This is a genomic window from Pyramidobacter porci (assembly GCF_009695745.1).
GTDB lineage: Bacteria > Synergistota > Synergistia > Synergistales > Dethiosulfovibrionaceae > Pyramidobacter > Pyramidobacter porci.
Map to the genome: position 1 here is coordinate 1 of NZ_VUNH01000011.1, position 12,637 is coordinate 12,637.

At 52.8% G+C, this 12,637-nt stretch carries 9 protein-coding genes and 1 pseudogene; 7 read left to right on the forward strand and 3 right to left on the reverse strand.

Annotated elements, in window-relative coordinates; translation table 11 throughout:
* Window positions 1-205: 205 nt before the first annotated feature.
* The 7 genes and pseudogenes from tnpA to FYJ74_RS09825 form a co-directional block, all read left to right on the forward strand.
* Window positions 206-628 (forward strand): annotated as a pseudogene (tnpA, locus tag FYJ74_RS09795) (IS200/IS605 family transposase); the annotation flags it as partial.
* A 513-nt stretch (window positions 629-1,141) separates the two neighbouring features.
* Complete coding sequence (locus FYJ74_RS09800; RefSeq protein WP_154529401.1) at window positions 1,142-2,548, forward strand: MmgE/PrpD family protein; 1,407 nt, start codon at window positions 1,142-1,144, stop codon at window positions 2,546-2,548.
* A complete protein-coding gene (locus tag FYJ74_RS09805) occupies window positions 2,545-3,429 on the forward strand; it encodes a fumarate hydratase (RefSeq protein ID WP_154529402.1) in 885 nt (294 codons plus the stop codon). Before FYJ74_RS09800 ends, FYJ74_RS09805 begins: the two co-directional genes overlap by 4 nt.
* A gap of 23 nt (window positions 3,430-3,452) precedes the next feature.
* Complete coding sequence (locus tag FYJ74_RS09810; protein ID WP_195838887.1) at window positions 3,453-4,049, forward strand: FumA C-terminus/TtdB family hydratase beta subunit; 597 nt, start codon at window positions 3,453-3,455, stop codon at window positions 4,047-4,049.
* 261 nt (window positions 4,050-4,310) lie between these two features.
* Window positions 4,311-5,477 carry a MalY/PatB family protein gene (locus FYJ74_RS09815; RefSeq protein WP_154529403.1) on the forward strand — a complete coding sequence of 389 codons (1,167 nt, stop codon included), beginning with the start codon at window positions 4,311-4,313 and terminating at the stop codon, window positions 5,475-5,477.
* Window positions 5,478-5,555: 78 nt separating this feature from the next.
* Window positions 5,556-6,932 carry a YfcC family protein gene (locus FYJ74_RS09820; RefSeq protein ID WP_154529404.1) on the forward strand — a complete coding sequence of 459 codons (1,377 nt, stop codon included), beginning with the start codon at window positions 5,556-5,558 and terminating at the stop codon, window positions 6,930-6,932.
* A 27-nt stretch (window positions 6,933-6,959) separates the two neighbouring features.
* Window positions 6,960-8,258, forward strand: a complete 1,299-nt coding sequence (locus FYJ74_RS09825) for a M20 metallopeptidase family protein (RefSeq protein WP_154529405.1) — start codon at window positions 6,960-6,962, stop codon at window positions 8,256-8,258.
* A gap of 218 nt (window positions 8,259-8,476) precedes the next feature.
* On the opposite strand, the gene FYJ74_RS09830 is transcribed toward FYJ74_RS09825, so the two are convergent.
* Genes FYJ74_RS09830 through FYJ74_RS09840 form a run of 3 tightly spaced genes read right to left on the reverse strand, consistent with a single transcriptional unit; the run spans window position 8,477 to window position 12,451 of the window.
* A complete protein-coding gene (locus FYJ74_RS09830; RefSeq protein ID WP_154529406.1) occupies window positions 8,477-10,036 on the reverse strand; it encodes an ABC transporter substrate-binding protein/permease in 1,560 nt (519 codons plus the stop codon).
* Between the two features lie 49 nt (window positions 10,037-10,085).
* The gene (locus tag FYJ74_RS09835; protein ID WP_154529407.1) at window positions 10,086-11,651 is read right to left on the reverse strand and encodes an ABC transporter substrate-binding protein/permease; all 1,566 of its coding nucleotides are present in this window, start codon (window positions 11,649-11,651) and stop codon (window positions 10,086-10,088) included.
* Window positions 11,651-12,451: an amino acid ABC transporter ATP-binding protein gene (locus FYJ74_RS09840; RefSeq protein ID WP_154529408.1), complete on the reverse strand. Its 801-nt coding sequence runs from the start codon at window positions 12,449-12,451 to the stop codon at window positions 11,651-11,653. The genes FYJ74_RS09835 and FYJ74_RS09840 overlap by 1 nt, the downstream gene beginning before the upstream one ends.
* Window positions 12,452-12,637 lie beyond the last annotated feature (186 nt).

Genomic DNA, 12,637 nt, shown 5'->3' on the forward strand with positions numbered 1-12,637 from the left:
TCCTCAATCTCCGCCAGCAGTTCCAGAAATGTCTGGTTCATTCTCGTACCTCCTGTCGGGGTTTTGGGGCGTTTTCGGTGTTTCTTTGTATTCTACCGCAGGGAAGGCTTTCTTGGGATGAACTTACTTTTCTGCGTTGCGGCTTTCTTCTTCTCATGAGCTTACTGGCAATTTTCTCGAGAGGTTTTTCGTAAGCGATTGCCCTGTTGTCTTTGCCCCTAAATTCAGACGTCGTCTCATATATGGCAAGCTCAGAGCAGAAATTAGGAAAATACTGAGAACGCTGTGTGAACGCAAGGGAGTAGAAATATTAGAGGCAAACGCGTGTCCCGATCATATCCACATACTGTTGCAAATACCGCCTAAATACAGCGTATCGGAAGTCATTGGATTTCTGAAAGGCAAAAGTTCACTGATGATATTCAATAGATTTGCGAACCTGAAATACAGGTATGGGAACCGAAAATTCTGGAGCCGAGGCTATTATGTGGATACAGTAGGGCGCAATGAAAAGAAGATAACAGAATATATTCACAATCAACTTCAGGAGGACAAGCTGACAGATCAGCTCACCCTGAAAGAACTAGAAGACCCGTTTACGGGTGAGTCGGTGAGAAGAGGCAAGTAAAGAGCCACTTTAGTGGCTTGCCTGTGATAGAGGTGCGCTTGTCAGCCTTTTCAGAGCCCGAGAGGGTGGCCGGTAAGAGGCCCTTATAGGGCCAGAGCAAGCCACCGGCTTAGCCGGTGGTCCTGACTTATGGTTTAGGCTATTTGTTCCGCTCGTTTGATATCTTGATAATATACGCCCTGAAAAATTGCTTTCATATAGTTCGGGCGCTGCATTCCAATTGCTCCGACGAATAGCCGCCCCATGAATAGTGAAAATGAAAACGTCTTATTTTGTGCTGCCAAGCGGTTTCTCAATAATATGAGCCATGCGCTCATTACGATAAGAAACTCTTGTATAAAATGATCTCAATCACAAAAAAATATAATAGCACAGACTTGAAAAATATAAAAGTATTTTATTTATTTGTTATGCGTGGTATTATAGCAATGGATTTGTGGTATACCATTGTATATCAAGGCATACCTCCCCGCTTGAGGGGCGGTAGTTAAGAGACAGAAGTTTGGGAAATAGATGCCGTTTTCTGAAAGGGGTTATGCGTTAATGGGAGAAACTCGCAAACTGGCGTCGTATCTGTATAGCATCGACTACTCGTCGCTCAGTTCGCAGGCGGTGGATACGGCTAAGAAATGTATCGAAGATTTTATCGGCGTGGCAATTGCCGGCTCTGCAAAAACAGAGGCGCAGATTTGGAAAGCGTACTATAAAAACAAAGCGGCAGAACAACAGGCTTCCATGTTTCAGCCGGGCTTCCGGCGTGTTTCTGTAGAACAGGCCGCGGCTCTCAATGCGGTTTTCGGACATGTTATGGATATGGACGACGTACATAATGCTTCCATTACCCATCTTGGCGTGATTACTGTCCCGGTAGCTGTAGCTTTGGCGCAGAAACTCCATAAAAGCGGTCGTGATGTAATCGAAGCGATCGTCTCCGGGTATGAGATGGGAGCTCGTGTTGGAGAAAGCATTAATCCTTCGTCATATAAACGCTGGCATACGACTGGGGTGGTCGGCGCGTTGGCCGCTGGAACTGCGGCGGCAAAAGTGCTCAATCTGAGCGAGGAGGAAACGCTGAACTGTATTGGTTCTGCCGGAACTCAGGCTGCCGGTTTTTGGGAGTTCCTTTCCAGCGCGTCGATGAGCAAGGTTCTGCATGTAGCCAATGCCAACCTTTGCGGACTGCGCGCTGCTGAACTGGCGCGTTTGGGTTTTACGGGAGCGCCTACTATTCTTGAAGGCGAGCGCGGTCTTATACGCGCTTTGGCGTCGCGGTTCAACCTGTCTAGCCTTACGGCCGGTTATGGCGGAGAATTGCGTATCTGCCAAAATTCTTTCAAGCCCTACGCGTGCTGTCGACATACTCATTCTGCCATTTACTGCATTGAGAAGATTATTGCCGATAATCAAATCGTCCCCGACGACATCGTCTCTTTGGTTGATGAGACCTATGGCGCCGCAGCGGAAACTGCTGATGATGCCAATCCGGAAAATGCCTATGGCGCCAAGTTCAGTCTCCAGTTTTGCATTGCGGCAATGCTTATCTTTCATGAACTCAGTGACCGTATCTTCTCCCCCGAGAATATTGATAATCCGCAGGTCCGTCGCTTGATGGGGCGGATCACCGTGAAAGTTGAGCCTCGGATTGATGAAGAGTTTCATAAAGAACCGGCTCGGTGGCCTCATAGCGTTACTGTTATCCTCAAAGACGGCCGCGTTATCCGCGAACGCGTCGATTTTCCTCCCGGCGACCCCAAGAACTCCTTTTCTTGGCAAGTTGAAGACCGCAAATTTCGTCAACTTACAGGCGATCTACTTGGCAGCGGCGGCGCTGAAGCGCTCTTGAGTAAACTGCACATCTTTGAACAAATTGAGGACGTGAATTCTTTGTTTCAAAACAATGAGGGGGCAATGCACGTATGAACGAGGAACTTTTCAGAACAGCCGTCCATGACGCATGTATCAGAGCGGTAACGGAAATCTCCGCCGACGTCAAAAAACTTATGCGGGACGCTCTGGCGCGGGAGATGAATCGCACGGCTCAGAGCATGCTTGCTTCCATGCTTGAGAATCTGGAGATCGCCAAAAGCCAGGACAAGGCCATTTGTCAATCGCCCGGCTATCCTACGACGTGGATCAGCTTTGGAGACGGCAACTTTCCTGCCTGCGCTGCCGATGAAATCGGTAAATCGCTTGCCGAAGCCACGAAAAAAGGGTATTTGCGCCCCAGCATCGTCGACCCCCTTACCCGCTGCAATCCCGGCGACAACACGGGAAAAGGCGTCCCAAATATCGAGTATATCTATAAGCCGGGGCAGCCGTACGTCGATTTTATTATCAGCTTCAAGGGGTGCGGTGCAGAACTTGGCAATGCCATGAAGATTTTTACAACCGCCCAATTAAGGCTTGACAAGGATTACGCAGGGCTGAGGCGATTTGTTTTGGAGGCCGCAATTAACGCGGGAGGGAAGCCGTGCCCTCCGTTCGGCATCGGCATTGGCATTGGTGGCCAGATGGATGTGGCTGCCAGACTGAGCCGCAGCGCGATCAGCGCCCGCCGGTGGGACGACACAGCCGAGGATCCCCTTCTCGCCCATCTGGAAAACGAACTGCGCGACAACGTCAACTCGCTTGGGTTGGGTGCCGCCGGGACCGGCGGAGACACAGTGTGTCTCGCCGTCAAGATCGATACCGCCGCTACTCATACTGCTATCGCTCCGGTCTGCGTCAATTTCCATTGCTGGGTCGCGCGTCGCGCGGGCATTCGCGTTTACGACGGCGGACGCATCGAAAAGCTCCTGTAAAGACAGCTGTCGGAAAGGAAAATATGATGGATAAAAAAATTCTCGGCACTCCCCTAAAAGAGGAAGAGATGCGTCGGCTTAAGATCGGCGACGTCGTTTATCTTGCCGGCACAATCTATACGGCTCGCGATATGGGACATCTTCGCATAAAACAGCTCTTGGCCGAAGGCAAACCCCTGCCTAAAAACTTCGACGGGGCGGCGATTTTTCATGCGGGGCCCGTCTGCTTGAAAAACTCGGACGGCAGTTGGAGGCTCAACGTCATCGGCCCCACGACCAGTATTCGCATGGAACCTTACGCCGATATGGTAGGCCGTCTGGGAGTGAAGGCGATCATCGGCAAAGGCGGCATGGAGCAGGAAACGTTGGATGCCTGCGCGAAATACGGTTACGTTTATTTCCAGGCCGCTCCCGGCTGCGCGGCTCAACTGGCTCAGGGAATTAAAACCGTGCATAGTGTCGACTGGTTTGAAATGGGGATGCCTGAGGCGTTATGGGATCTTGAAGCCGCCGAGTTCGGCCCGCTCGTGGTCGGTATGGATTCCCAAGGTAACAGCATCTACAAGATATTGAAGACTGAGGCTTTGAAAAAGCTGGACGTCCTTTATCCGGAAAAGTAAAGCTCTACCGAAGACAAGTTTCAGATGAGTTTCACGTGTACTGCACGATGCTCTGGCGATTGAGAAGCGAGATGTCCGTTGGTGAATAAGTGCGCTGAACGATTATCAAGTGAAGGCAATCTGCGAGAAGAATTTGCTCGTTGGACAGCGAATCGTAAAAATATTTTACCAGGCGACTCGTTAAAATATTTTTAAGTAATTGTTTGTGCCATCGAAAACTTTTGTCGTGTACGTGATTTTGATGTTGCAGGAGGCGGTCTTATGCTGGAAATCGTTCATGATTTTGACGAGGTTGTCGACAGGAGGGGCAGCGATTCGAAAAAATACTCCCTCTATCCTGAAGACGTCATTCCCATGTGGATTGCGGATACTGATTTTAAATCTCCGCAGCCGGTCGTCGAAGCGCTTGTCAAACGAATGCAGGCGGGCATATACGGTTATACGCCGACCAGTGAACGTCTGAAAATTGCGGCGGCCCGTTGGCAGAAACTCCGCTTCGGCTGGGATGTTGACCCGGCGGCGGTGGAGTATATTCCCGGCGTTATTGCCGGCGTCATCAGCGCCGTGCGGGCGTTTAGCCAGCCGGGCGACAATATCGTCGTGCAGTCTCCGTGCTATCCTCCGTTCAGCGATCTTGCCGATCATAATGGCCGTCATCTCCTGAGGAATCGGCTCGTAAGGAAAAACGACCGTTTTGAGATTGATTTTGAAGATTTCGAGGCGAAAATTGCAGATTCGCGGACAAAATTGTTCATTCTCTGCAATCCGCAGAATCCTTCAGGGCGCGTGTACACACGGGAAGAACTGATTCGTCTAGGGGAGCTTTGCCTTAGGCACCATATCATCGTGCTGGCGGATGAAATTCATGCGGATATTGTCTTCGACAAGAGAAAACACATCCCCTTTGCGAGTTTGTCTACGGAGTTCGCACAGAACTGCATCTCGTTTATGAACCCGAGCAAAACGTTCAATGTTCCAGGATTCAGAACAGCGGTCTTTATTGCGAAGAATCCGATTTTGAAAGAAGCTGTTCACCAAATTATCGTCGATAACAAAGCAATCGGGGAAAATATTTGCGGAACGATCGCTCTGTGCGCCGCTTACGAAGAGTGCGGGTACTACGCCGATCAGCTCGTCGCGTATTTGCAGAGCAATCGGGATTATGCGGAAGAACGTTTGGGAAAGATCAAAGGGGTTATCCCCAGCCGCCTTGAAGGAACGTATCTGATGTGGCTGGATTGCCGCGGACTGGAAATGTCTCAGAAAGAGCTTGACCGATTCTTTGTGGATCGGGTCAAAGTCGGCTTAAACAGTGGCACGACGTTCGGCCCTGAATGCGAGGGCTTCCTGCGTATGAACATCGCGTGCCCAAGGGCGACTTTGACGAAAGCTCTGGACCGCATCGAAGCGGCGGTGATGAGTCTGTAACAGGCGATTTTTATCGTTTGTATCATATACCTGAAAAACTGAAATTCATTTTGTTGCAATGGAGAGGAGTAGGCGATCATGCGTAAAGAAAAAGGTCTCAAGATCAATATGTTAGCGTTTATTTTGGGCATTCTGATTTTTTCATGTGTGTTAACCTATCTTATTCCTGCAGGAGTATTCGATATCGACAAAGCGACAAAACAACTCATTCCTGGGACTTTCCATTATGTAGCGCAGACGCCGGTCAGTCTTTGGCAAGCTTTGTGCAATATTTTCAATGGAATGGTCAAGTCGGCTAAAGTTATGAGTATTGTAATTTTTATGGGCGGTGCCTTAAAGGTAATCATCAATACAGGGGCGGTTGAAGAGTTCTTGAACTGGGCCATTTACCGGCTACAAAAAAGAGGCGTCGCCGTGATTGTGCCCATGATGGTTATTCTGTTTTCGCTTTTATCTGCATACGGCGGCAACGACTCTTTCTTTACTTTTACCGTTATTGGCGTCGCTGTAGCCGCACGAATGGGGTTGGATCCAATTGCCGGAATCTCCATGACTTATTTTGCCACGGCCGTCGGATTCGGCGGAGCTTTGAAAGGACGGACTCTTGTGGCTCAAGGACTCGCAGATGTGCCTCTTTATTCCGGCGCTGGCTGTCGAACCATTTGGTTATTCGTTATGACGGCAATTGCGGTTTTGTATTCGTTACATTATTGCATGAAAATAAAACGGGATCCGAGCAAAAGTTATATGGGCGATACAGAATGGCTTGACAGTAAGAGCTCTGTTGCGATCGAAGAGGTTCGGTTCAATCTTTCTTCTCTCGTCGTGATTATTGTTACCGCGGGTTCGTTTGTTCTCAGCGCGGTTATGGGAGTTCTGAAAGGCTGGAACTATCCTCAGCAGGTGGCCGTGCTCATGGTCGCTTCAACTCTCTGCGGACTTATCCGCAGAGAGTCGGTTATCAAAATCTGCGACGACTTTGCCGAAGGATGCCGTTCAATGGGATTTGTCGCTTTCATTATTGGATTGGGAAGCGCGATTGCCATTACTATGACTCAGGGAAACATTCTGCATACTATGGTTAACGCCGTCGCGGCGCCGTTGATGAACGTCAGCAAAGGGCTTGGCACGGTTGCCATGTTTTGGTTTAACTGGTTCTTCAATTTCTTTATTATTTCTGGATCCGGTCAGGCGGCTGTCGTTATGCCGATCATGAATCCTGTCGCCGACGCGCTTTCCATTAATCGTCAGGTTGCGGTTAGCGCTTTTGTATATGGCGACGCGTTTACAAATATGCTTTTCCCGACTAGCGCCTCTTTGTTGGGGGCACTGGCGATTGCCAATGTCCCGCTTAAAAAGTGGCTGAAGTTTGTTCTGCCGTTTCTTATCATTCTATCGGCAGCAACTTCAGTATTCCTCTTTTATTTGACCGAAATTGGCTGGACAGGGATGTAGGATTTCATTGGGACAGGATGTCGAAAGATGAAAGGCGTTGATTTGGTAAGACTCTCGCGGGAAATGTCGGGCTATGCCGTCGACGTTCGCCGGTATCTTCATGTCCATGCAGAACCGACTTCTCGCGAATTCGAAACGGTAAGATTTATTCGATGCGAGCTTGAAAAAATAGGGCTAAAGTACGTGAACATTCCGGACGGCGGCGTGTTGGCTGAAATAGACGGAGACGGTTCCAGTCATTCGAGTATCTTGCTGCGCGCGGATTGCGACGCTCTGGAGATGACCGAAGCCCCGGATAATGCCGCTGGGAAGAAAATCTGCATAAGTTCCAATCCTAACGCCGCGCATATGTGCGGGCATGATTCGCATACCGCGATACTTCTCGGCGCGGCTAGAATTCTTGCCAAGATGCCTCCAAATTCAATACGGGGAAAAGTGTATCTTCTGTTCGAAAGGGGGGAGGAGGGGGGGAACTGTATCTATTACGTAATGAAATACATTCAGCTGCATAAGCTCAGGATTGATAGTTGTTTTGCGTTGCACGTGGAACCGGATCTTCCCGTCGGAACTTTTTGGATCAGGGAAGGTCCCGCGAACGCTGGGAACGTGAATTTTGAGATTCGCCTCTATGGAAAAGGCGGGCACGGTTCGCGCCCGGATCTTGCAAATAATCCACTGGATTGTTTTGTCGCTGTGCTGAACCAGTTGAAGGACGTCAGATACAAATACATTGCTCCCAATGATTTGATTACCTACAACATCGGCTCCGTGCACTGTGGCACAAGACGCAACATTGTTCCGGATATGCTTGAATTCAGCGGGACCGCCAGATTTTACAATGTGGAGGCAGGCGGAATATTCAAAAAGAAGTTGCGCGATATTGTGGATAAGTGCGCCGATTTTTATGATTGCGTCGTCGAATATCGCGTCTTTTCTGGCCCTGGGCTGTCGGTCGTCAACAACCGGGAAGCGGCTCGGATTGCCGCTGATGCCGTGACAGAGATGTATGGCAACGGTTGCCTGAAAGATTTGCCGATAAGCCTTGGCTCTGAAAGTTTCGCAATGCTGTCGAACTACTATCCGAGCGTTATGATTCGTCTGGGCGTGCGGAACGAAGAAAGAGGAATGACGGCCGGATTGCACAGTTCTCATTTCGACTTGGACGAGGATGCCATTCCTTATGGGATCTCGGCGCATTTAGCGTATGTAATGAAATATATGAGCGTTGCGGATCGTGCGATTCCGTTCGAAGGATTTGCCGGAGACGTTGATGCCGTGCTGAAGCTGACGAATCGCCCTGTTCCAAAACGCTATGATACTATGTGATGCGTCGCCGCATAAAACGTGCGGCATTTAGGGCGCGCCGAAAACTCAGTATGACTTTTCAGAGGAAAAACTGTTTCTCGTCGAATGCAGGGCGAAGCGCATTGAGAGTCGCCGCTTTTCCGACACTGCGAGATGAAGCGTCGTAACAAAACGAGCAGACTGAGGAAATTTTTCTTCGGTCTGCTCGTTTTGTTGTTGAAAAGATTTTGCGAAAAAATTTACTCGTTGTAATTCGCCGCGCGGTGGACGGCGAAGACGCGGCGGCCGCGCAGGGAGACGTTGAGCTTCTTTTCCAGCTTGCGCGCGATACGCACGAAAGGCGTGCCGATCAGCAGATAAATCACTGCGACGATGAGGCCCGTGCCGAAGTAATCGTAGTTGACCGTGGCCAGCTGCCCGTAGGTGCGGGTCAAATCGACGAGCGTGATGATGGAGACCAGCGACGAGTCCTTGAGCAGGGCGATGAAGTCGTTGGTCATCGGCAGCAGAGAGACGCGGATCGCCTGAGGCAGGATTACGTGGCGCAGCGCTTCGCGCTTGGTCATGCCGAGTGCCAGCGCGCCTTCCATCTGGGCGCGCGGCACTGCCTCCAGCCCGGCACGGTAGTTCTCCGACTCGTAGGCGGCGTAGTTCAGTCCCAGCGCCAACGTTCCGGCCACGAAGGGCGAGAGCTGTACGCCCACGTTGGGCAGTCCGTAAAAGATGAAGAACAGCTGGATCATCACCGGCGTGCCGCGGATGAACTCGGTGTAGCAGGCGGCGAACGCCCGCAGCGGCAGCGGGCCGAAGAGGCGGCAGACGGCGATGAACAGGCCGACGATCAGCGCTAGGGCCATCGAGGCGACAGAAACTTCCAGCGTCACGACGGCGGCGCGTCCGAACGACGGCAGAAAGCCGACGTAGCGTTTGATTCGCTCCGGCCAGCTGCGCGCGCCGCGCTGGATGTCCGCCCAATGCTCGTACATGATCGGTTTCTCAAGCGCTGGCCGGTCGTCGTTGAAGTATTCCGCCATGAGCGGGTTCCATAGATTCCAGCGGTCGTAGATGCGGCGCAGCGTGCCGTCGTCGCGCAGCGTCACGATCGCTTCGTTGACGCGCTTCAAAAACGCCTCTTCGCCTTTGCGGATCGTCATGGCGTACTCCATGCGGCCGATCGGTTCGCCCACAAACTCGAACATGGGGTTGAATTGCGAATAATAAATCGACATGGGCGCGTCCATGACGACAGCGTCAAGGCGGCCGTTCTGCATGTCTTGGTAAGCCGTGGCCTCATTTTCGTAGCTGCGGATGTCGGCGATGCCGGCCTTGGCCAGCGTCTCGTAGGCATAGGAGCCACGCAGCGTGCCGATCGTGTGCCCGCGCGCGTTTTCGAGGTTGCTGACGCCGGCGGGATTGCCCTTGGGCACGACCATCTGCAGGTAGGTGACGTAGTAGGGGATGGAGAAGTTGATCGTCTCCTGCCGCTCCGGCGTCACCTCGATGCCGTTGATGGCGATGTCGTAAAGACCGCGCTGCATGCCGGGGATGAGGATGTCCCAGACGTTCTGCACGAACTGGGGCTTCAATCCCATTTCAGCTGCCAGCGCCTCGGCGATTTCGGTTTCGAAGCCCGTCAGTTTCTCGGGCTCGGAAGGGTCGTACAGGATAAAGGGCACTCCGCCCTCGGAGTTGCCGCCCCATCTCAACACTTTGTCGGGCATGAACTCGGCGGCGAACGAGCATGAAGCGGAAAGCAACGTTGCAAACACGATGACGCCTATCTTCGGCTTGATTCTCATGAAGTAGTATCAACCTCGCATTCTGGAAGATGGCTGTACGTGAATAAGACTAATTGTGATAGCTCGCGGGGCGCAGTGTCGCATCGCGGCCATGCTTTCCAGAGCGGTTGCCGCGGATGGCCACGGCAAGGCGGCGTTCGGTGTAGCGGGCCAGACGCACAAAGGGCAGCCCCAGCAGGAAGTAGATCAGGGCGACCATGATGCCGATGCCGAAATAATCGTAATAAGTGTTCGCCAATTGACCATAAGCCTTGGTCAGGTCGATCAGCGTGATCATGGAGACCAGCGACGAGTCTTTGAGCAGCGAGATGAAATCGTTAGTCACCGGCGGCAGCGAGACACGCACGGCCTGGGGAATGACCACGTAACGCAGCGCCTGGCGTTTGTCCATGCCCAGGGCGAGGGCTCCTTCCATTTGGGCGCGCGGTACCGCCATCAATCCGGCGCGGTAGTTCTCGGCCTCGTAGGCGGCGTAGTTCATGCCCAGACCGATCACGCCGGCCATGAACGGCGACAGTTTGATGCCGATGTTGGGCAGGCCGTAGAAGATGAAAAACAGCTGGATCAGCACCGGCGTGCCGCGAACGATCTCGATGTAGGCCGTCGCCAGGCGGGAGATGAGCTTGGGCGCGAAAAGGCGCGTGATCGCCAGCAGCAGCCCCAGCACGATGGCCAGGCTCATGGCGCAAACCGAAACTTCCAGCGTGACGACGGCGGCCTTGCCGAACGTGGGCAGAAAGCCCACGTAGCGTTCGAAGCGCTGTTTCAGCGTCATGCCTTGCCGCTGATACTCCGCCCAGGCGTTGAACTTGTCGGGGCCGAAGCGGGCCGGCGAATCGTCGTTGAAGAATTTTGCCATGACGGGCGTCCACATGTTCCAGCGGTCGTAAATGCCGCGCAGCGTGCCGTCGTCGCGGATCGATACCAGCGCCGCGTTCAGCTTGTTCAGCAGCTCGGTCTCGCCCTTGCGCACGGGAATGCCGTAGCTGATCTCGCCGATCGGCTCGCCGACAAATTCCAGATCCGTGTTGAAACCGGCGTAGAAAATGGCGATCGGCGAGTCCATCAACACCGCGTCGAGACGGTCATGGGCCATGTCCTGATAGGCGTTGATCTCGTTGTCGTAAGTGCGGATTTCGTCCACGCCGGCGTCGGCCAGCGTGAAGAAAGCGTAGGATTGTTTCAGCGTGCCGACGCGTTTGCCCACGCAGTCCTGCAGCGACTTGATATTGGCGGGATTGCCCCTCTGAACCACCAGCTGCAGGAACGTCTTGTAATAAGGCAGCGAAAAGTCGACTTCTTCCTTATGTTCCGGCGTGATCTCCAGGCCGCTCAAGGCGATATCGTACAGCCCGAGGTTGAGACCGGGGATTAGATTGTCCCAGCCGTTGTGGACGAATTTCGGCGTCATCCCCATGCGTTCGGCCAGGGCATCGACGATGTCGATCTCGAAGCCGATCATGATCTTGTCGTCGCGGGGATCCATGAACATGTACGGCACGTTGCCCTCGGAATCGCCGCCCCACCTCAGGGTCGGCTTATCCGCCGTCACGGCCGGAGAGGCGATGGCCAGCAGCGCCGGCAGGACGCAGAGAAGAGTGCGCAACCGTTTCATCAGTAGCTCACTCCGTTAAGGTGGCGCAGAAAGTTCTGCGTGCGGGGATCCTTGGGCTGCGTGAAGAGGACGTCGCCGTCTTCTTTCTCGACGATTTCGCCGTCGTGCATGAAGACAATGTAGTCCGAGGCGTCGCGGGCGAAGTTCATCTGATGGGTGACCACGACCTGGGTCATGCCGTCGCGGTCCAAGTCTTTCATGACTTGAAGGACTTCGCCGACCAGCTCCGGATCGAGCGCCGAAGTCGGCTCGTCGTACAACATCACCTTGGGCTGCATGGCCAGCGCTCGGGCGATCGCGGCGCGTTGCGTCTGCCCGCCCGACATGGTCACGGGGTACTTGTCGGCAAAATCGGACAAACCGACTTTTTCGAGCAGTTCGAGGCCCTGCTTTTTAGCGTCCTCTTCTTTGACATGCTTGACCACCATCGGAGCCAGCATGATGTTTTCAAGAACAGTTTTGTGCGGGAACAGATTGAAACTCTGAAAAACCATTCCGACTTCCTGACGCATCTTGTGGCAGGCGTCGAGGAACTTCTTGTCGAAATCACGATCTTTCTCTTCGTCCTCAACGGAACGGCTGACCGTTACGCCGGCTATGGAAATCGTGCCGGAATCGATGTATTCGAGGCAGTTCAAACACCTGAGAAAGGTGGATTTGCCACAGCCCGAGGGGCCGATGATGGAAACGAGGTCCCCTTCTTCAATGTCGATGGATACGCCCTTTAAAATGGTCGCTCCGTCTTCGTAACCCTTACGCAGGTTTTTCACCTGGATCAACGGTACAGCCGCGTTGGTCAAAAGTCTCATCCTCCTGTTACAGGTCGGGCATGAAGCTGTCGTCCTCCCTATAGCCTGTGCCGGTTCGCTCCCACAGGGTCCGGCATTTTTTTGTGTAAAAGTTTTCGCCCCTTCGTATTCCAGCTGCGCAGCCTTGGAACGGCCGGCAGTGGAGTCTCTCGTCATGAGGACGAGGTCATAATAATT